Annotated in this window: 20 protein-coding genes and 1 tRNA gene; 10 read left to right on the forward strand and 11 right to left on the reverse strand. The window is 40.4% G+C overall.

The annotated features are described in order from the left end of the window. Positions 1 to 639 carry an O-methyltransferase gene (locus ACTJKG_RS03350; protein ID WP_172334248.1) on the reverse strand — a complete coding sequence of 213 codons (639 nt, stop codon included), beginning with the start codon at positions 637 to 639 and terminating at the stop codon, positions 1 to 3. Between the two features lie 261 nt (positions 640 to 900). Here ACTJKG_RS03350 and ACTJKG_RS03355 point away from each other — a divergent pair, with 261 nt between their 5' ends. Beyond that, positions 901 to 1,164 (forward strand): GxxExxY protein, encoded by a 264-nt coding sequence (locus ACTJKG_RS03355; RefSeq protein ID WP_440738351.1) that lies wholly within the window; start codon positions 901 to 903, stop codon positions 1,162 to 1,164. A 206-nt stretch (positions 1,165 to 1,370) separates the two neighbouring features. Here the strand turns inward: ACTJKG_RS03355 and ruvX are convergent, their stop codons facing one another. Beyond that, positions 1,371 to 1,784: a Holliday junction resolvase RuvX gene (gene ruvX, locus ACTJKG_RS03360; protein ID WP_172334246.1), complete on the reverse strand. Its 414-nt coding sequence runs from the start codon at positions 1,782 to 1,784 to the stop codon at positions 1,371 to 1,373. Positions 1,785 to 1,973: 189 nt separating this feature from the next. Here ruvX and ACTJKG_RS03365 point away from each other — a divergent pair, with 189 nt between their 5' ends. From ACTJKG_RS03365 to rmuC, 6 genes are all read left to right on the forward strand, one after another. Next, positions 1,974 to 3,119 carry a DNA polymerase III subunit gene (locus tag ACTJKG_RS03365; protein ID WP_172334245.1) on the forward strand — a complete coding sequence of 382 codons (1,146 nt, stop codon included), beginning with the start codon at positions 1,974 to 1,976 and terminating at the stop codon, positions 3,117 to 3,119. A 2-nt stretch (positions 3,120 to 3,121) separates the two neighbouring features. Beyond that, positions 3,122 to 4,537: a PSP1 domain-containing protein gene (locus ACTJKG_RS03370; protein ID WP_440738352.1), complete on the forward strand. Its 1,416-nt coding sequence runs from the start codon at positions 3,122 to 3,124 to the stop codon at positions 4,535 to 4,537. Continuing rightward, on the forward strand, positions 4,537 to 5,019 hold the full coding sequence (locus tag ACTJKG_RS03375) for a gliding motility lipoprotein GldH (protein WP_172334243.1): 483 nt from the start codon (positions 4,537 to 4,539) through the stop codon (positions 5,017 to 5,019). Before ACTJKG_RS03370 ends, ACTJKG_RS03375 begins: the two co-directional genes overlap by 1 nt. Before the next feature lie 48 nt (positions 5,020 to 5,067). Further along, positions 5,068 to 6,210, forward strand: coding sequence for a hypothetical protein (locus ACTJKG_RS03380; protein ID WP_440738353.1), 1,143 nt, complete (start codon positions 5,068 to 5,070; stop codon positions 6,208 to 6,210). Next, positions 6,189 to 6,776, forward strand: a complete 588-nt coding sequence (locus ACTJKG_RS03385; protein ID WP_253952183.1) for a DUF4269 domain-containing protein — start codon at positions 6,189 to 6,191, stop codon at positions 6,774 to 6,776. The genes ACTJKG_RS03380 and ACTJKG_RS03385 overlap by 22 nt, the downstream gene beginning before the upstream one ends. Positions 6,777 to 6,872: 96 nt before the next feature. Further along, a complete protein-coding gene (gene rmuC / locus ACTJKG_RS03390) occupies positions 6,873 to 8,240 on the forward strand; it encodes a DNA recombination protein RmuC (protein WP_440738354.1) in 1,368 nt (455 codons plus the stop codon). A 121-nt stretch (positions 8,241 to 8,361) separates the two neighbouring features. On the opposite strand, the gene ACTJKG_RS03395 is transcribed toward rmuC, so the two are convergent. From ACTJKG_RS03395 to nadA, 3 genes are all read right to left on the reverse strand, one after another. Further along, a complete protein-coding gene (locus ACTJKG_RS03395) occupies positions 8,362 to 8,790 on the reverse strand; it encodes a hypothetical protein (protein WP_172334240.1) in 429 nt (142 codons plus the stop codon). A gap of 6 nt (positions 8,791 to 8,796) precedes the next feature. Next, a complete protein-coding gene (gene thiL / locus ACTJKG_RS03400; protein ID WP_440738355.1) occupies positions 8,797 to 9,840 on the reverse strand; it encodes a thiamine-phosphate kinase in 1,044 nt (347 codons plus the stop codon). A gap of 344 nt (positions 9,841 to 10,184) precedes the next feature. Beyond that, positions 10,185 to 11,177, reverse strand: a complete 993-nt coding sequence (gene nadA, locus ACTJKG_RS03405; protein ID WP_172334238.1) for a quinolinate synthase NadA — start codon at positions 11,175 to 11,177, stop codon at positions 10,185 to 10,187. A gap of 407 nt (positions 11,178 to 11,584) precedes the next feature. Here nadA and nadB point away from each other — a divergent pair, with 407 nt between their 5' ends. Both nadB and ACTJKG_RS03415 read left to right on the forward strand, forming a co-directional pair. Then, a complete protein-coding gene (nadB, locus tag ACTJKG_RS03410; protein ID WP_172334237.1) occupies positions 11,585 to 13,177 on the forward strand; it encodes an L-aspartate oxidase in 1,593 nt (530 codons plus the stop codon). A 3-nt stretch (positions 13,178 to 13,180) separates the two neighbouring features. Beyond that, a complete protein-coding gene (locus ACTJKG_RS03415) occupies positions 13,181 to 13,804 on the forward strand; it encodes a hypothetical protein (RefSeq protein ID WP_440738356.1) in 624 nt (207 codons plus the stop codon). A 15-nt stretch (positions 13,805 to 13,819) separates the two neighbouring features. Here the strand turns inward: ACTJKG_RS03415 and ACTJKG_RS03420 are convergent. Then, a tRNA-Gly gene (locus tag ACTJKG_RS03420) sits at positions 13,820 to 13,892 on the reverse strand. A 78-nt stretch (positions 13,893 to 13,970) separates the two neighbouring features. On the opposite strand from ACTJKG_RS03420, the gene ACTJKG_RS03425 reads away from it, so the two are divergent. Continuing rightward, a complete protein-coding gene (locus ACTJKG_RS03425) occupies positions 13,971 to 14,483 on the forward strand; it encodes a gamma carbonic anhydrase family protein (protein WP_440738357.1) in 513 nt (170 codons plus the stop codon). Here ACTJKG_RS03425 and ACTJKG_RS03430 read toward each other — a convergent pair. The 5 genes from ACTJKG_RS03430 to ACTJKG_RS03450 all read right to left on the reverse strand — a co-directional run bounded on the left by ACTJKG_RS03430 (position 14,473) and on the right by ACTJKG_RS03450 (position 21,019). Then, entirely contained in the window at positions 14,473 to 16,125 is a 1,653-nt protein-coding gene (locus tag ACTJKG_RS03430; protein WP_440738358.1) for an Ig-like domain-containing domain, read from the reverse strand. The genes ACTJKG_RS03425 and ACTJKG_RS03430 overlap by 11 nt on opposite strands. A 115-nt stretch (positions 16,126 to 16,240) precedes the next feature. Then, positions 16,241 to 18,103 (reverse strand): tRNA uridine-5-carboxymethylaminomethyl(34) synthesis enzyme MnmG, encoded by a 1,863-nt coding sequence (gene mnmG, locus ACTJKG_RS03435; RefSeq protein ID WP_440738359.1) that lies wholly within the window; start codon positions 18,101 to 18,103, stop codon positions 16,241 to 16,243. Between the two features lie 150 nt (positions 18,104 to 18,253). Next, the gene (locus ACTJKG_RS03440) at positions 18,254 to 18,499 is read right to left on the reverse strand and encodes a CBU_0592 family membrane protein (protein ID WP_440738360.1); all 246 of its coding nucleotides are present in this window, start codon (positions 18,497 to 18,499) and stop codon (positions 18,254 to 18,256) included. A gap of 1 nt (position 18,500) precedes the next feature. Beyond that, positions 18,501 to 20,366, reverse strand: a complete 1,866-nt coding sequence (locus ACTJKG_RS03445; RefSeq protein ID WP_172334232.1) for an ABC-F family ATP-binding cassette domain-containing protein — start codon at positions 20,364 to 20,366, stop codon at positions 18,501 to 18,503. Beyond that, positions 20,363 to 21,019 (reverse strand): oxidoreductase, encoded by a 657-nt coding sequence (locus ACTJKG_RS03450; protein WP_440738361.1) that lies wholly within the window; start codon positions 21,017 to 21,019, stop codon positions 20,363 to 20,365. Before ACTJKG_RS03450 ends, ACTJKG_RS03445 begins: the two co-directional genes overlap by 4 nt. Between the last annotated feature and the right edge of the window lie 74 nt (positions 21,020 to 21,093).

Here is a 21,093-nt window from a genome sequence, read left to right on the forward strand (position 1 = left end):
TTATTTTTTTCTGATAACCAACAGCCCATCGCGTACCGGCAGGATCAATTTTTCAACCCTGGGGTCAACAGCTATCTGGTCATTTAGTTTGCGGATGTTCTCGGTATCGGTATCTTTTTCGTCACCGTACACCTTTCCTTTCCACAAAACATTGTCAATTATTATTAATCCTCCGGACCTGACCTTGTCAAAAGTCATTTGAAAGTAAGTAAAATTATTCTTTTTATCCGCATCAATAAACACCAGGTCGAAATTATCTTCCTCTAAATCAGCTATAATGGCCTCTGCCTGGCCAAAATGCAGTTTTATTTTGTTTTCAACATTTGTTGATTTAAAGTGTGAATTGATGATTTCCTCCATCTCGCGGTTCACTTCGATGGTATGCAGAATACCGCCTTCCACCAGGCCTTCGGCCAGGCAAATGGCAGAGTAGCCTGTAAAAGTGCCTATCTCCAGAATCAATTTAGGCTGTACCATTTTGCTCAAAAAACTGAGCAAACGGCCCTGATAATGACCCGACAGCATATGCGGACGGAGCACCTTTAAATGCGTTTCCCGGTTGAGCTTTTGCAACGCTGCCGGCTCGGGATCGCAATGGTCATCTAAGTATGCCTGTAGGCCATGTGGTAGAATATCCATGGCGGCAAAGATAAGGATTTTGTTTTTAATAGAATTTCTGAACCATGGTTTGCTTGATTAGTGTTTTGAACCATGATTAATAGGATTTACTGATAGCCTTGATTCTGAGAAAAAAACCTACTAATCCTTCAATCAAGTAAATCATGGTTCAGAAGAAAACAATAGGGACTAATAGGATTTATTGATTACCTTGATTTTAGTTTATTGATCATTTTTTTATTGCAGCATAAAGAATTAACTAAAAAAATAATTGGGTGTGCCATGAAAGTTCATAATGCCTTAGGGAATGGCTTTCAAGAAGTCATTTATCAGCGGGCATTAGCCATAGAACTATCGAAAGCAGGCTTAGCTTACTCCAGAGAATTGGATATGATCATCTATTATGACGGCATTGAAATAGGCACACGACGGGTTGACTTTTTTATAGAAGGCTCAATTATGGTAGAACTAAAAGCCATTATCGCTTTAGAAGAAGTACACCTGGCCCAAGCCATGAATTATTTAGAGGCCTACAAAATGGAATAGGGTTATTGATAAACTTTGGGTCAAAAAGCTTACAATTTAAACGTATGCATAATAATAAGCTATTGTAATGTTTCTGAACCTTGATTCGCTTGATTGAAGGATTAATAGGATTTTTTTCTCAATCGTGCTAATCAATAAATCCTATTAATCATGCTTCAGATATTACGCAGAGAATCAAGAAATCCCCTAATCATGTAAATCATGGTTCAAAATAATCTACGGTCCATGTAGCTTTGCAGCAATATCACTGCCGATATCGTATCAACCAATTCCTTATTTTGCCGGTTTTTCTTGTTCATGCCGCTTTGGGCGATAGTGGCCGATGCCATTTTGGAGGTAAACCGCTCATCCAGCATTTCGATGGGAACATCCGGAAAGTTCTTTTTAAGCAGGGTTACAAAGCCTTTTACATGCACAGCCGATTGGGAGGGTGTGTTATCCATTTGCTTGGGTTCGCCCACTATAAAGCGCTCTACCTGCTCAGTTTGCAGGTAGTTTTTCAGGTAATCTACGATGTACTGCGGATGTATGGTATCCAGTCCTGTAGCAATAATCTGCAGGGGATCGGTTACCGCGATGCCTATACGTTTGGTACCATAATCAAAAGCCATTACCCTCATAATAGATGTAAGATATGAGATATGAGATGTGATATTTTCATTATGCAAAGGTATAGGATATTCTTTTTAAACTATTGCTATCGCAACAATCAATTAAATAGCTTATTAACAGCCCATTAATTACAAAAAAGCAAGGCAATCTTATATCTCATATCTCATATCTCACATCTAATTCTTATTTTGCACCAAATGCAGTTTAAAGATATAGTTGGACAGGAGGCTGTAAAGCAAAGATTGGTGAACACGGTAGCCGAGAACCGGGTAAGCCACGCGCAGTTATTTTTGGGTCCCGAAGGGTCTGGCAGCCTGGCATTGGCAGTTGCTTACGCGCAGTTTTTATCGTGCGAAAACAAGCAGGCGGATGATTCCTGCGGCGAATGCGCATCATGCCGTAAATATCAAAAGCTGATGCATCCCGATCTGCATTTCTCCTATCCCTTTTTTGCAAAACATAAGGATGATACTGCCCTTACCTTCATTGAGCAGTGGCGCGAAGCTTTCACGGTAAATCCCTACCTGAGCCTTGATGACTGGCGCGGATATCTGGATGCCGAGAACAAGCAGGCCAATATCAATATTGCCGAGTGCCACCAGATCATTAAAAAACTCAGCTTTAAACCTTTTGAATCAGTTTATAAGATCCTGATCCTCTGGCTGCCCGAATACCTGGACAAAGAAGGCAATGCCTTGCTAAAAATTATTGAGGAGCCGCAGCCCAACACACTGTTTATATTGGTAGCGCAAAATCAGGATCAGATCCTGAACACTATCTTGTCGCGCACGCAGCTGGTTAAAATACCCAGCCTAACGTACGACGAAATAAAACAACACCTCCTTACCCAACATAACCAAACCGAGGATGCCGCCGCCGAAATCGCCTACTTAAGCAATGGCAACCTGACCGAGGCCCTGGCCATGCTACAGCAGGACAATAAAGGCTATCACGACCTTTTTGTACAATGGCTGCGCCTTTGCTTTAGCAATAAGGGACTGGAAGTTTTAAGCTTTGTTGATCAGTTTGCCAAAATGGGCCGCGAAAACCAGAAAAACTTTATACGCTACGGCATTAGCTTTATACGCGAGTGCTGCCTGCTGATGGCCGGAGCCGGTAATCTGGTGCACCTGCCCGCAAAAGAGCTGGAAACAGCGCAAAAAATGACCAATGTGCTGAGCATCGAAAAGAGCCAATATATAAGCGATGAGCTCGAAAAAGCACATTATCATGTAGAGCGAAATGCGAACCCTAAAATTTTATTTTTAGATGTATCTTTACAGATTATTAAAATATTAAATTTAAAAACCATCCCTCAGGGGAGTCAATATATACCAAATTAATTATGGGTTGTGGAAGTTGTTCAACAGGTGGCGGATGTTCGCCTGCGGGCTGCAAAAGTAATGGTTCATGCCTTACTAATGGTTGCAGCAAATTAGATGTTTACGATTGGCTTGCTCACATGGACATGCCAACAAACTATAAACCGTTCCCGGTTATTGAAGTAAAATTTAAAGGCTCACGAAAAGAGTTTTTTGTAAATAACGACAATATTTACCTGGAAGCCGGCGAATTGGTGGCTGTAGAAGCAACTACCGGCGGTTATGATATTGGCCATGTATCGTTAACCGGCGAACTGGTGCGCATGCAAATGGTTAAACGCCATGTAAAGGAAGCTGATGTGGTGAAAAAGATATACCGCAAAGCTACCGTAGCCGATGTTGATAAGTGGAAAGCGGCCAAGGATATGGAATGGGAAACCATGCACAAATCGCGCAAGCTGGCCCTTGACCTTAACCTGAGTATGAAACTGAGCGATGTGGATTACCAGGGCGATAAAACCAAAGCCACTTTTTATTATACAGCCGAAGGCCGCGTTGATTTCAGGGAACTGATCAAAAAAATGGCCGAAACGTTCCGGATCCGTATCGAGATGCGGCAGATAGGTATGCGTCAGGAAGCAAGTCGCTTAGGCGGCATTGGTTCATGTGGTCGCGAGTTATGCTGCTCCACTTGGCTTACCGATTTTAAAACCGTATCTACTTCGGCGGCACGTTATCAGAATCTTTCGCTAAACACCTTAAAGCTGGCAGGCCAATGCGGTAAGTTGAAATGCTGCCTCAACTATGAGCTGGACACCTATATGGATGCACTGAAATATATCCCCGATAATGTGAACGTATTGCGTACCGAAAAAGGTGATGCCCGTTTGCAAAAAACGGATATATTTAAAAAGATCATGTGGTTTAGCTATCCCCGCGAAGAATCATGGGTACCATTGCCTATCAGCAAGGTAAAAGAAATTCAGCAGCAAAATAAAGAAGGTATTATCCCTGCCGATCTGGGCGAACTGGTGGAGGTAGAAACCCAATCAGCAAAAGAGCTTGATTATGAAAATGTGGTTGGCCAGGATAGTTTAACCCGTTTGGACGAACGCCGCAACAACAATAAAAAGAAAAATAATAACCGGAACCGCAATAATAAAGACCGTAAAGACGGGAACTCTGCTCCGGAGAATCGTGGCGGTAATCAACCACGCCCGCAAGGTGCTGCGCCATCGACAGACAAACCGGAACAACAACAACCTAACAGACCGGCTAATAAACCACAACAGCAAGGAAACAACAGACCACCACAACAACAGCCACAGGCCCAGGGAGGCGACAAACCCGCGCAGGAAAACCGCAACCGGAACCACAGACGCCGACCAAATCGTCCAAATAAAAACAATAATAATCCACCTCCGGACAATAAAGCATAATGAAACGGGTTCTGAATTCCTTTTGCGTAGTAACAGGTATTTTGCTGATCGCCATATTAGCCGGCTGTTCTGATGCCAACTTGGTTGTGGATAATAATACTCCCCTTGCCGATCATAACTGGAGCTATGTAAACAGGGTTAAATTTGATTGCAAAATTGACGACGATGCCGTGGCCTATAACCTATACCTGAATTTACGGGTTACCGACAATTATAAGTACTCCAACCTGTTTGTGCTTATCTACGAAACATCGCCAGATAAGCGGGTAAAAGTTACCCGCTACGAAGTAAAGCTTGCCGGTCGCGATGGTGAATGGTTTGGTAAAGGATCGGGCAATTTGTACAGCTACCAGGTACCATTTAAAACAGGCGTAAAGTTTCCGGCCAAAGGCAATTATCACTTTGAGATAGAACAAAACATGCGCGACAATCCCCTGCATGAGGTCAGCGATGTGGGTTTAAGGGTAGAGAAATCAAAGTAAGTACTCCGCTTATTTTACTATCTTGTTCTACCTAATTATCGCATTACCATGAATCAGGAATTTCCGGTATCAACCGGGTACAAAATATTTTATGGAGTTATTGCGCTTGGCATGATCGGCCTTGGCGCTTTTTTACTCACCACGCCAACTCCTGGCAGCGCAGCCATATATCTTTTTCCTCTGTTTTTCATTATCGGCGGCATTATATTGGTGGCGGATAAATTAAAAAGCAATATCTCTATCTACCCAGACAGCTTTGTACAAACCGGCTTATTCAAAACCAAAAGCATTGCCCTTACCGATATCAAAGGTTTCAGGATAGAGAGCAAAGTGTTTTACATAGAGTCGGCTACTTCAAAAATGACCGTACGCAGCTATTCGGAACTTGCCGATTATCGGGAGTTATTACTGTGGCTCAGGGAAAATTACCAGGATTTGGTCGCTGCAGATTATAAAGCCGACCTTCAAAAAATTCTGACAGATCAATCTTTGGGTTATACTGAGGAGGACCGGAAAGCTGCACTTAAAAAAGCAAAAATCATTTCTTTTACCTATAATATATTGGGGGTTGTCCTTTTCCTTATAAATTTTTTAGTTGGTCATGATGCCTTTTACGAGGGCTTGCTTATTATGTATCCGATCATAAGCATTTTCATATTATTCACCGGCAAGGGACTTATCTATTTTTACATTAATAAACAAAGCCCTTATTACAGCATCTGTTTCGGAGCTTTTGCAGCCATCGTGGCCATGTTTATTAAATCTATGGATAACTATTACCTGTTGCCATCGGGCCATACCTTACCTGCTTTTTTAATTATTTGTGTTGTTTTTTTCCTCGCCTTAAAATTTGCTAATTCGGAAAAGGCCGCTACTGCGATGGGGCTCGCTTCCATATTTTTGTTTTTGGCAACAAGCCTGGCATATGGTTTTTGTACTTTCAGACTGATCAATTGCTCATTTGACAAATCTTCTGACAAGGAATTCCACGCGTCTGTTATTAATCACAACATCACCCATAGCAAAGGCACACATTATCACCTGGTAATAGGTCCATGGGGGCCGCAAAGGGATATAGAAAGTATTGATGTTTCCCAATTCGAATATTTTCAGGACACCATCGGATCAACGGTAAATCTTCATTTGAAAAAGGGCTTGCTGAGCATCCCATGGTATACCATTTCGAAATAGCCCATCGTATGCACGTGCCTGTAGAACAATTCCATAATTTAACCTACTTAAGCGCTGGCAACACCCGCCAACAGGCCGCCTATAACCTACTTTTGGAATACGATGTGTTTGGCATTCTGCAACCATTCGACCCTGTTTTGGCCGGTACTATTCCTATTAATATCGATATAGAAAACAGCGACCTGGATATCATTTGTTGTTTTAACGATAAAGCCGATTTCAAAAATGCAGTAATCTTAGCCTTTTCAGGTTTTGAAAATTTCAGCCTATTAGATACCATTATAAATCAACAGGAAACCATCGTCGCTAATTTTTCCGTTGATGGTTGGCCTGTAGAGGTTTTTGGTCAATATATTCCCACCCGGCAACAAAACGCCTACCGGCATATGATTGTAGAGTATCTGCTGTTGGAGCATCACGGCGAATCGTTCAGGCAAGAGGTAGTTGAGCTCAAAAAGCAGGGTTACAAAACCGAACCCGCCTTTGCCAGGTTACTTGGATTAAGCGGCGATCCCTATCTGGAATTACTAAAACCCGATTTGATCAATCAGCTTAAAACCAAATAAAAAGCCATTATCGAGTACTCCGAAATACCAGGTTAAGTATATTTTATTTTGAAATGCTAAAATTATTATCATATTTTTACTAATATTTTTATCAATATGAGTAATGATATTTTATTAGTTGTTTCCCTGGCGATACTTTTCCTTGCTGTTTTTTTGTTTTTGAAGAAGCCTAAAACGATTGAACTGATATCGGCAGAAGAGTTGAACCGGCTCCGCACCGAGCAGGATCTGCTTAAAATTAACCTGGCCAGGGCCGAAGAAAAAGGCAATGTCATATCTATAGAAAAGGAAAATATCATCCAGTTATTGAAGGACGAAAAAACCCGGCTGCTTGATGAATTGTTATTTGAGCGCAGCCAATTGGCCCAGGCCAACAAGGAATTAGAAAACACCAAAGCTTACCATCAGTCGCAGCAGGAAAAACTACAGGAACAAAAGATAGAGGTAGAACAGATCCGTACACAGTTTCAGCGCGAATTTGAAAACGTTGCCGAAAAACTACTGAAAGAAAAATCGAAAGAATTTGTAGACGTAAACCGTACCAACCTGGATATGATCCTCAACCCGCTCAAGGAAAACCTGAAAGCTTTTGAGGATAAGGTAGAAAAGGTTTATAATATGGAAGCGGCAGAACGCAATACACTGAAAGGCGTAATCACCCAGCTGATGGACATGAACAAGCAGATCAGCGACGAAGCGCAGAACCTGACCAAAGCGCTCAAAGGCGACAACAAAAAGCAAGGCAACTGGGGCGAAGTGATCCTGGAAAGGGTACTGGAACGATCTGGCCTTGTACGCGACCAGGAATACCGTGTACAAGCCGCTATGCAAACTACAGATGGGACCCGTTACCAGCCCGACGTAATTATTGACCTGCCTGATGACAAGCACCTGGTGATCGACTCCAAAGTGTCGCTGATCGCTTATGAACGCCTGGTTAACGCCGATACAGAGGAAGACCGGAAACTTTTTGCCAAGGCACACATCGAATCCATCCGTAACCATATCGGTGGTTTATCCTCCAAAAAATATCACGATCTGTACAAGATCAACTCGCCCGATTTTGTACTTCTTTTTGTTCCCATAGAGTCGTCTTTTAGTATTGCTGTACAGCTGGATGGCGAGCTGTTCAATTATGCCTGGGACAAAAAAGTGGTGATCGTGAGCCCGTCAACATTACTGGCTACGCTGCGTACCATTGCCAGTATGTGGAAACAGGAACGCCAAAACCGAAACGTATTGGAAATTGCCCGCCTAAGCGGCGATATGTATGATAAATTTGTGGGGTTCCTGGGCGATATGGATAGCATAGGCCGTAACATCAACCAGACCCAAAGCGCCTATAATACGGCTCTGAACAAGCTATCGGAAGGCCGCGGAAATTTAACAACTACTGCGGAGAAGATTAAAAAGTTAGGTGCAAAGGCTGATAAACAGATCGATCAGAAGTTTATAGGGGAGTAGCCGATAAAAGCTATAACTTATTTGTCATCCTGAGGAACGAAGAATCTATTAATGAACTATGCCCACAGAATAGATAGATGCTTCACTTTCGTTCAGCATGACAAAACGAGAGAAAAAGCGCCTAAGTAGTCACATCTTCCCTTTGCTCATTAAACCAAACATTAGCCGCTTTAGAGAATAACAGCCGCAAGGCTAACAGTTCAATAATAATCTCGATGGCGTATAGCACGATAACCAGGACAGTTAATTTTTCTTTTACACCCTGACTTAGTAACTGGGCCAAAGTAAAACCGAAGGAGAGCAGGTTAAAAAGCACAAACAAAATCATCAGTATCCGGGCCCATTTTTTACCTGCCGATATAGCAGTGATCACTGCACTGATCACAATAAAAACAACAAGAAAGGGAATGATGCCGATGCCATCGAGCCAATCGGTGATCATGGACAGGATAAACCCGATATACAACAACATCACCGCGGTGGCTACCTGCTTTGGCTTATCGTTATCCGGATCCTGTCCGTTGAGTTTTTTGAAGATACTATTGAACATGCCTTATCAATCTTTTTTAAAGGCATTCCATCCCTGTGCTTTCAGGGCATGTACATTACCTGTTTTGGTAATGAGGTTACAGCCCGCTGAAGGCTCAGTTATATGCCCGATGATGGTGATATCCATCTTGAACTTGATCTTGTCGTAGTCGGCTTGTTTTACTGTAAAAAGCAGCTCGTAGTCTTCGCCGCCACTCAGTGCACATACAGTAGGGTCGAGGTTAAATTCACGGGCGGTTTCATAGGTCATCGGGTCAAGCGGGATCTTGTCTTCGTACAAGTTACAGCCCTTATCGCTTTGTTTACAAATGTGCAATATCTCGGATGCGAGGCCATCAGATACATCAATCATGGCTGTTGGTTTTACATCAATGCTTTTCAACAGTTCCACAATATCGCGACGGGCTTCGGGTTTTAGCTGACGTTCCACGATATAATCCTTGCCTTCCAGATCGGGCTGAACCTGTGGATTTTCCAGGTAGATCAGTTTTTCGCGTTCCAACAGCTGTAAACCAACATATGCGCCACCTAAATCGCCCGATACACAGATCAGGTCGCCTTCACCTGCGGTATTACGATAAGTAACATCTGCTTCCTCCGCATAACCGATAGACGTTACACTGATCACCAAACCCTGTTTTGACGAGGTGGTATCACCGCCAACCAAGTCGACATTATATTTTTCACAGGCGATATAAATACCTTCATAGAGTTCTTCAATGGCTTCCAACGGGAACTTACTCGACATGCCGATGGATACCGTAACCTGCGAAGCGGTACCATTCATGGCGTAAATATCGCTCAGGTTTACCTGTATAGCCTTGTAGCCTAAGTGTTTTAGAGGAGTATAAGCCAGATCAAAGTGGATTCCTTCCAGTAACATATCGGTGCTGACCAAAACCTTTTTACCCGTAAAGTCCAATACAGCAGCATCGTCACCGACACCTTTCACCGTGCTTTGCTGAGTTAGTTTGATGTTTTTTGTCAGATGACCTATCAGGCCAAATTCTCCTAAGTCTTCTAAATTCGTCCTGTCCTGGTTTTCAAACATTTTTTCTTAAATATGATAATCTGCAAAAATACTAAAATTCGACCACCTGTAAATTTCTTAGTGTTGGTAATTAGCACATACAGCTCAAAAATTTTCGGGCCGTCGCAAAACCCACATGATGTCTTTCGCCGAAGGCGGAAAAATTTTTTGAGATTTTAAGCTCAATACACATTGTACTTTACAGGTTCTTTCCTTTATGCCTCCTACCGCCGAAGGCGGGAAATTTTTGACCGATTTTAGGCTATCAGACAAATCCGCCCGGCAGCAGCACAAACCCATTATATCCGCCAAAGGCGGGAAAAAAATTTTTGGATTTTTAGCCTCTTAACAAAACTAATTCCTTTTTATAAGCCCAATTGTGCCGATATTTCCAGCATCCGTTCAATTGGTTTTACAGCGCGTTCAATGATATGCTCAGGCACGGTAATTTCCGGTGATCCGTTTTTTAAACACAGGTATAATTTCTCCAATGTGTTCCTTTTCATATGCGGACAATCGTTACAAGCACAATTATTATTTGGCGGCGCCGGAATAAATGTTTTATCTGGGTTTTCCTTTTGCATCTGGTGTAGTATCCCTGCTTCGGTTGCTACTATAAATTCTTTATCCGGATGGCTGCCTGCATATTTTAATATCCCGGTTGTTGAGCCTATATAATCGGCCATTTGCAATATAACTTCCTCGCATTCAGGATGTGCCAGTAATTTTGCATTGGGGTATCTTTCCTTGAGTTTGGTTATCTTTTCCCTCGAGAAAATTTCATGAACCATACAGGCTCCATTCCACAATACCAGGTCGCGTCCTGTTTTTTTAGCCACATAAGCACCCAGGTTTTTATCCGGCCCAAATATGATCTTTTGATCTTTTGGCAAACTCTCTACAATGGCTACCGCGTTACTTGATGTACAAACAATATCACTTAAAGCTTTCAGTTCAGCAGTACAGTTTACATAAGTGATCACCAGGTGATCCGGATAGTTTTCCTTAAACTTTTTAAATAAATGGGGTGGGCAACTATCTGCTAATGAACAACCTGCCTTTAAGTCGGGTAATAAAACTTTTTTGTTTGGTGAAAGTATTTTGGCGGTTTCGGCCATGAAGTGTACCCCGGCGAAAACGATGATATCGGCGTCAGTTTTCGCGGCTTGTTGTGATAGCCCCAAACTGTCTCCAATATAATCCGCAATATCCTGGATATCGGGTTCCTGGTAATAATGAGCCAAAATAACTGCATTTTTTTCCTTTTTAAGTTTTTCAATCTCATCAAAAAGATCCAAGGTGGGGTCGATGTATTCGTCCACAAATCCTTTCACATTTAATTCTTCGAAGATATCCATTTCAACATTTCAATTAATAACAACTAATTTTTTATATAAATAAAACTATTGTTTATTGGTGTGTTAGTATTGTGCAAAAGTCGTGATATATTTTGTTTCATTAATTAGTTTTCACATTTTACTAACAGTTTTCCACATCTTTTGATATTATATTTGATTGATTTTGTGATTCGTATGACAATCAAATTTTATTTAAAAAAGTTTTATGTTAATATTTTGTGAGTGGGGAAAATGTTAGCTATATGACTTTAGTACCTCAAAAGTCGCTCAAAAATTATTCATATTAGCATCAAAAATGGGAGTTATCCACGAGTTGATTATTTATTAGCTATTTGTTTACATGAAATTAACAGGTTTTATACCTGTTGTTAACACTAATTATACTTTTACACAATTTACACATAAATATGACCAAAACTGTTGATTTTCTGGTTGTGGGTTCCGGTATTGCCGGATTGAGTTTTGCGCTGAAAGCTGCAAAGCATGGTAAGGTTCTGATAGTTACAAAATCAAACGAAGATGAATCAAACACTAAGTATGCCCAGGGCGGCGTTGCGGTGGTTGTGGATAAAAAAGAAGATTCTTTTGAAAAACATATAGAAGACACCTTAATATCGGGTGATGGTCTTTGCGACAAGGAAGTTGTGGAAGCCGTTGTTAAAGAAGGTCCGGCCCGCATCAATGAAATTATTGATTACGGAACGAATTTCGACAAGACAAACGAAGGCTTTTATGACCTGGCCAAAGAGGGTGGACATTCCGAATTTAGGGTGTTGCATTATAAAGATGTAACTGGTTGGGAGATAGAACGTTCTCTTTTGGAAGAGATTCATAAGAACCCCAATATCGAGATATTAACACATTATTTCGCGGTTGATTTGATCACACAACATCATTTGGGCGAGCTGGTTGGCAAATCCAGTACCGATATTACCTGCTATGGTATTTATGCTTTCAACACCGAAAGTAATATTGTGGAGAAGATCTTATCCAAAGTGACGGTGATGGCTTCGGGTGGTGCCGGTCATATTTATGCGGTAACCACTAATCCAACCATTGCTACCGGTGATGGTGTGGCGATGGTTTACAGGGCCAAAGGAAAAGTAAGGAATATGGAGTTTATACAATTTCATCCTACGGCTTTATATAATCCGGGCGAGTATCCTTCCTTTCTGATATCAGAAGCAGTACGCGGTTTTGGTGGTGTGTTAAGGCGTACCAATGGCGAAGAGTTTATGCAGGAGTATGATGAGCGTAAATCATTAGCTCCGCGAGATATTACAGCACGTGCTATTGATGCGGAGATCAAAAAATCGGGTGAGGATTTTGTTTACCTCGATATCAGGCATCGCAGTAAAAAGGATATTTTGAATCATTTCCCTAATATATACGCCAAATGTCTGGAGATAGGTATTGATATGACCAAGGATATGATACCGGTAGCGCCGGCATGTCATTATATGTGTGGTGGTATTATGGTTAACCATGTGGGGCAGTCATCTATACTACGTTTATATGCTTGTGGTGAGTGTTCATCAACAGGATTGCATGGAGCTAACCGGTTGGCTTCCAATTCCTTATTAGAAGCTTTGGTTTTCGCACACCGTATATATGAAGACGCGGTAAGTAAATTTGAAGCTTTTGTTATACCCGATAATATCCCCGATTGGGATGAAAAGGGGGTACAGTTATCAAATGAGGATATCCTGGTAACACATAATGTACGCGAAATGCAGAAACTGATGAATGACTATGTAGGTATCGTCCGTTCTGATTTCAGGCTGGAAAGAGCTTTACGTCGTTTAGGTTTATTATATGAAGAAACTGAATCTTTTTATAAGAAAACAAAGCTATCGGTAAAGCTTTGCGAGTTGCGTAATTTAATACAAGTATCGTTTATTGTAGTAAAATCGGCAATGCTAAGAAAAGAGAGTAGGGGATTACATTATACTACGGATTATCCTGTGCATGCAGAAAAAGTAGAAGATACGGTTTTTTAAAATATGAAACCTTTAAAATTGGCTCCTACTATTAGCACACCAGAACTTTCTTATTATTCACCTGATAGTGATGTAGCAAAACGAATCAAAGAAAGAGAAACTGCTAATATAGTTGAGGGGTATGTACTCACAAGATTATCTTCTAATGAGGATGTATATAATTTTTATGCTGAGATAAATGTAGATAATGACAAATTGTGGGCATTATTTAAGTCCCTTGTTATACAAATGCCGGATGAAGTTGCTTTGATCTATCATCATATTGATAATAGCCCCAAGTATGGGATGTATGTAGATAAGTTTGCTTTGATAAATTTTTTAGATGGGTTTGAAGTAGAGTTATGTCAGGATGGATTTTTAGAATATGGTGTTATATCTCATAGGGAAAATTCATTGGATGAGATATTTGTTAAAAAGCCTAAATACTTACAATGTTGGGGTATGGAAGTAGAGAGATTTATTTCTGTAATGGAGCAATATGAATTAAATGTCTATGATAATTTGAACTTTATAGACGAGTACCCTTCACAAACAGAAAGTTTGGAACGCCATATACCTGATTGTATAAAGACATTTGATATACTAAAGTCTTTTGAAGATGAGTTCGGTGACGAGCAGTTGCTTTAGATAAGTATGAATTTGAGCGGAAAACGGGATTCGAACCCGCGGCCTTCAGTTTGGGAAACTGATGCTCTACCAGCTGAGCTATTTCCGCTTAAATTTGTATTCAAACATAAATAAAAAGTACATCAAATCAATACTTCAATAAATCATTAATTCAATAATTAATTGTATGCCTGTTATATTGCCCGTTAAAGATAAAAGCCCTGCTTGGGGTGAGGATTGTTTTATAGCGCCAAATGCTACTATTGTGGGTGATGTGGTAATGGGCAAAAACTGTTCGGTTTGGTTTAACGCGGTGATTCGCGGTGATGTGCATTACATTAAAATAGGGGATAATACCAATATACAGGATGGTGCAGTTATACACGCCACTTACTTAAAAGCTGCTGCCAACATTGGGAGCAATGTTTCCATAGGCCATAACGCCCTTGTACATGGGTGTACACTGCATGATCATACCCTGGTGGGTATGGGTGCCATTGTGATGGATCATGCCGTTGTAAATGAATTTGTGATCATAGCTGCAGGTGCAGTAGTATTAGAAAATACTATATGCGAATCAGGATATCTTTATGCCGGGATACCAGCAAAAAAGATAAAACCCCTTACAGATGAACAAAGGGCGATGCTAAAGCAGCTGCCCAATAATTATATTATGTATTCCGGTTGGTTTAAGGAATAATAGGCTCCTTAGGTACCGTTATAGCTTCTTCAGCTTCCCAGTTTGGTCTTAAGGATATTACTTTATCACTTACCCAGGTTTGTTCGGGTTGTTTTTTTAGATGCACGTTGCCGCTGTCCCATCTTCCGTTGTGATTTTCATCATAAATAACTCTGAACAGGTATTTACCGGTGATAATGTTTTTATAAACTATAGAGCCATTACGCGTAATAGGGTCACTTTGTAAAACTTTTTTCTGATCATTCAACAGCTCAACAACATAAGCTTTTGAAGTGTCGGCAGGGAGCGTAACTTTTAGGGTGAGCGTGCTATAGTTATCTGTTTTATCTATCTGGAATTTCTTTGATATTCTTTTATTCTTATCTCCATAAATAGATGTAAAAGCGGCTTCGTTAAAAATGATTTCATATTTACTGCCTTGTCGCCAGCGGTATTTTACTGTGAGCTTTTTGAAGTTCCCTGTATCTTTTTGCAAAGTAAGATCACTGGTAGCAACTGCCACAGAGTCTTCATTTAGCGTGATGAGTGAATTATCAAAGTTTTCTATAGGCAGACTGGCCGTTAGTTTTAAGTCGTTACCAGGCTTAAGCAGGTTGTTACCATTAATGTTATATTGAAAGGTTAACGATCGCTGAAAGCTTTCCTTTTTGCCTTTTAAAAGCGAAGTAGAATCAATTGGTTTGCCATTATCAAAAACAGCTACTCTGATGGAGTCGAAATTCATATTGCGCAGATAAACTGAAGCAGTATCTTTTGTTTTACTAAAATCTACTTGTTTTTGTTTGTCGATGTCTGCAGGATAAATAACTTTTATAGAAGGATTAGTTAGTGCTTTATTAAAAACAAAAAGCATTTTTCCGTCGGTATCAAAACGTTTTTCGGAGAATCTGAATTTTTCGGGATTTTGCTTAAACAGATTTAATTGAACATTTGAAGTATCGGATCTGAGGTGGATAGGTTTTTTTAAAAAAGCTATTAGCTCCTGATCGTTATCAAATATCTTATTAGGCGATGCTTCTTTTAAAGCATAGATGCGATAGGTGTCTTCACGCAGATTGTTTAAGCTAAAGTTCCCTGAAGAATCTGTTGTGGCAAAGATGCTCGGTTTCTTTTTCCCGAAAAGGAGGGAGTCCTGTTTTAACGTGAAGATCATCACGGTTACATCTTTTTCTTTTTCCTGGGTTAAGGTATTGGTAACGGTTCCGGAAATACTCAAAGAGTCAATATGTGGGCCGGTTGAAAAAACGTAGGTAAAGTTTTTAAGCACGTTGCTTTCATTAACATCCTGGATAGCTTTTCCAAAATTGATAACGTAAGTAGTATTTTTTTGAAGGGTATCCTTCAATTTTATTTTTAGTATCCTTTTGCTAGCAGTGTACTCCGGTTGTTTATCCATCGTAGGGCTCATGCTTATTTCCTGGTACTGGTTGGTGAGTTTAATAAACTCATCGAATTCGAGGCTAATTTCTTTAGCCGTAAAATTTCGGGTTTTGTTGGCAGGTATTGCCTTCACTAATTTTGGTGGAGTAAGGTCGCGAGGTCCTCCCTGCGGTGGTTGTTGGGCTGCGCAGCCAAAAAAAAATAAAATGGCCAAAAAATAGGATGGAAAATAGGAAAAATTAACCCGTTTTTTATTTAACATAGTTTTTAGGCGATATAAGCGATTTTTATGTTTTTATGATCTGTGATATTAAAAATTTAAAATAATCGATTTAAAACAATATTTTATAACTTATTTATTATCAATTAGTTATAAATTATCTGGATACATGAACCATTAAAACTGAAATGTCAGACGGTGACACACCCGAAATTCGGGATGCCTGACCTAATGTGCGTGGTTTTATCTTCATTAATTTTTCGCGCGCTTCTTTTGAAAGTGATACCAGAGTATGGTAATCAAATTCCGGATTGATCTCTCTGTCTTCCATTTTTTTCATGCGATCGACAATTTCCAATTCTTTTATAAAGTAACTCTCATATTTGATTTTTATTTCAGCTTGCTCAATAGTTTCTTTATCATAGGCTGATAATAATTCGGCTAAGGGCTCATCGGCTTTTTTAAGATCATTAAAACCAACTTGAGGGCGACTTAATAAATTAAAGAGTTTAACACTTTGTGATAGGGGGCTTGTACCTAAATCATCCAACAGGCCATTCACATGACTTGGGTCTATTGATTTGTTCCTGGTATAGGCAACGATATCATCGGAGTTTTTAACCTTTTGTTTTACCTTTTCCAAACGTTCATCATTGATCAATCCCAGTTCATGACCCATTGGGCTAAGTCTGATATCGGCATTATCCTGGCGTAGCAATAGGCGATGTTCGGCCCTGGAGGTAAACATACGATAGGGTTCTTCGGTACCTTTTGTTACCAAATCATCAATCAATACACCTATATATGACTCCGATCTTTTCAGGATCAATTCATGTTTATCGTTGATTTTTTGGTGTGCGTTAATACCTGCAATAAAGCCTTGTGAGGCTGCCTCTTCGTATCCGGTGGTACCATTAATCTGTCCGGCAAAGTACAGGTTGCTGATCAGTTTAGTTTCTAAAGTTAAACCTAACTGGGTAGGTGGGAAGTAATCGTACTCTATGGCATAACCCGGGCGGAACATTTTGGCAGTCTCGAAACCGGGTATTTGGGTAAGTGCTTTGTACTGTACATCCTCTGGTAAAGACGTCGAAAAACCATTTACATAGATCTCGACTGTGTTCAATCCTTCAGGTTCAACAAATATCTGGTGACGATCGCGCTCGGCAAAACGGTTTATTTTATCTTCGATAGAAGGGCAATAACGGGGACCTAATCCTTTAATACGACCAGTAAACATGGGCGATTTTTCAAAGCCTTCTTTTAATGTTTCGTGTACTTTGGTATTGGTATAAGTGATCCAGCAGCAGCGTTGTTCCTGGATCATATCAACATCGGTGAAGGAGAAACGGCCACGTTCTTCATCACCCCATTGCTCTTCCATCAGGCTATAATTAAGACTGCGTCCGTCAATACGGGGTGGGGTACCAGTCTTCATTCTACCTGAATCAAAACCTAAAGTAATGAGCTGTTCGGTTAAACCAGTAGCCGATTTTTCGCCTGATCTGCCACCTCCAAATTTCTTTTCGCCTATATGTATCACACCATTTAAGAAGGTACCGTTGGTGAGTACTACGGCATCTGCTTCTATCTCTACACCTATAGAAGTGCGTACTCCTTTTATGGTATTATCTTTTACTAAAAGGGAGGTAACAGTATCCTGCCAGAAGTCGACATTTGGAGTTCTTTCCAAAGCTAAACGCCACTCTTCTGCAAAGCGCATGCGGTCACTTTGTGCCCTTGGGCTCCACATAGCAGGGCCTTTTGACTGGTTTAACATCCTAAATTGGATAGAAGTTTTATCTGTAATAATACCTGAATATCCACCTAAGGCATCTATCTCACGCACTATTTGTCCCTTGGCAACGCCACCCATAGCAGGGTTACAACTCATCTGTGCAATGGTGCCCATGTTCATGGTGATGAGCAATACAGATGATCCCAGGTTGGCAGCAGCAGCAGCGGCTTCACAGCCGGCGTGGCCTGCACCAACAACTATTACATTATATTTTTTAAACATTTTTACCTCCATGTTCCACGTGGAACATTATGATCTTATAGTCAATTATGCTTAAATAAAGCGATTTGATCTTGTTTATTGTTAATGTTCCACGTGGAACATTAGGTTGTTTTATTCTTATTTGAATAATAGAATACAAAATTATTCAATCTATATGGATGTTCCACGTGGAACTTTTAATAATGATATTAAGGCTACAAAGCCCCAAACGCCCTCTAATACAACAAATGGATAAAAATTAACCATGTAAGAGGCATAGCAGCAAGTGCCTGCACCTACAAAATTCATGAGTTTATATATCTTGCTTTCGGCTGATAATTTGTTGAATAAATTTAATAAAAAAGCGATCAAAAGTATGATTACACCTACAGAAGCGATGATATCGGATATTTTCACGTTATGATTCGTTTAGTTCAGTAAGCTCCATCCAACGCATGCTTTTTGCATCTAATTGTTTATTTAAAGCATCAATCTCAACCAGTATTTCATTCAGTTTTTCCGGAGCTATACCTGTAGTATTTAATTGTTCGGTTTTGTCCTTTATCTTGTTTTCTATAGCTTGTATTTCCACTTCTGTTGCTTCCAGTTCTTTAGCTTCCTTAAAGCTTAGCTTGCTTTTTTTAGGTGTAGCTACAGGCGTAGGGGCGACAGGTGCAGGCTTTTTAGCTTGTTGCTTTTCTTCTTCCAGATCAATACGGTAAGAAGAGTAATTGCCATTATAGATACGTACCTGGCCGCCATCTTCCATAATAAATAGCTGATCGGTTAGTTTATCTAATAAATACCTGTCGTGCGATACGATCATCAGTACGCCGGTATAGTTAGTTAAAAACTCTTCCAGTACATTCAGTGTGTCAATATCCAGATCATTGGTAGGCTCATCCAGTATCAGGAAGTTTGGATTCTTCATCAGGATGCTCATCAACTGCAGACGTTTCTTTTCCCCGCCGCTTAATTTGGATATAAAGCCATATTGTTTAGCAGGAGGGAAGAGGAATAAAGTAAGCAGGGCAGAGGCAGAGATGGTTTTACCATCGGCCATAGTGATAAACTCAGCCACATTTTTTACAATGTCAATTACGCGCTCATCATCTTTAAAAGTAATGCCCGACTGGTGGAAATAACCTAATACGGTAGTTTCTCCTTTTACTACGGTTCCTTTATCTGGTTGTAAGCCCCCGGTGATAATGTTAAGTAAGGTCGATTTACCACTGCCATTGCGGCCAGCTAAACCAATACGGTCGCCCTTTTTGAATATATAGCTAAAGTCATTAATAAAAGTACGATCGCTGAATGATTTGAAAAGGTGTTCCATTTCCATGATCTTGTTGCCCTGGCGTGCAGTTTTTACGCTCAGTTCAACCTTTTCACGTATGCCACCAGCTTTGGTTTTCTCTTCCAGGTCATAATAAGCATCAATGCGGGCTTTTGATTTGGTTCCGCGGGCTTGTGGTTGCCTGCGCATCCATTCCAACTCTTTGCGCAATAGGTTGCTGTTTTTTTGGAAAGTGGCTTCATCCGCAGCATCACGTTCTGCTTTCTTTTCCAAATAATATCCGTAGCTGCCATTGTAGGGTTGTATTTTACCCCGGTCTATCTCTAATATCTCGTTACATACATTGTCCAGGAAGTACCTATCGTGTGTAACCATTAATATGGTTTTGTTGCCTTCCGTTAGTAATTTCTCCAGCCACTCTATAGTATCAATGTCCAAATGGTTGGTAGGCTCATCCAGAATATAAATGTCCGGATCTTCAATAAGCAACTTGGCCAGGGCCAAACGTTTCTTTTGTCCACCGGATAGGGTATTGATCTTTTGATTCAGATGATGGATATCCAACCGACCCAAAATAGTCTTGATCTTGTACTCATATTCCCAGGCATCAACCTCACTCATCTCTTCCATTACTTTCTCAATGGCTTTGGCATTGTCGGGGTCGTTTTCCAAAAGCTCTTCATACTTACGGATCAACTGTTGTTGTACATCATCAGCATGAAAAATATAATCACTAATGGTTACCGCGTTTTTAAAATGAGGATCCTGCTCCAGGTAACCCATATTCAGGTCACGGGCCTGCACAACCTTGCCTTCGGTTGGTTTTAAGTGACCGGCCAATAATTTTAACAGGGTAGATTTACCCGCGCCATTCACACCAACCAACGCAACCCGGCGGCCACGGTTTATACCGATGGTTATATTTTTAAACAGCCAGTTGTCATGAAATTGATGACCAAGATTTTCAGCAGAAATGTAAGTGCTCACGATAGTTCTTTTATTTTGTCAGACTCATATATAAATGAGCCCTTGTTAGTTTGTATTGATTGGTTATACATAGCAACAGCCACAGTTGCCGCCAGGATGCTTTTGTATTTTTTGAGCCCGCCAAATAATAGGGGATCTATAATTTTAAATAAGCCGGTTACTATTTTTTCCTCAGGCCGTCTTTCTGTTCTTTTACCGATTAGCATAGATGGGCGATAAATATGCAACGAAGGAATACCGACCAACTGCATATCTGCTTCTATCTCGCCTTTTGTTTTAATATAAAACGTTGATGAAGCAGCATTAGCGCCAATAGAGGATACTAAATGATATTGCTCTACTCCATTCTTATGCGCCAATTGTGCCAACATCAAAGGATAGTCATGGTCAATTTTGCGGTAAACAGTTCTGTCTGGTGTTTTGTGCCGGGTTGTACCCAGACAGCAAAATATAGCGTGACCGGTTATAGCACTGGAATAACGCTCCAGCTGATCAAAATCCACTACCAATTGAGTCAATTTAGGATGTTGTATGGGTAATTCTTTTCTAACCAGAATTAAAACTTCATCATAAAAAGCCTCCCGTAGTAAAATATCCAATAAATTACTGCCAATTAGTCCACTTGAACCCGCAATAATAGCCTTATTTGACATGGTCTGCACAATTTTTTGCAAAAATACACATAAATAAATTGTGGAATAAAAATTGTGTGTTTAAACATATAAAT

Source organism: Mucilaginibacter sp. 22184 (assembly GCF_052045695.1).
GTDB lineage: Bacteria > Bacteroidota > Bacteroidia > Sphingobacteriales > Sphingobacteriaceae > Mucilaginibacter.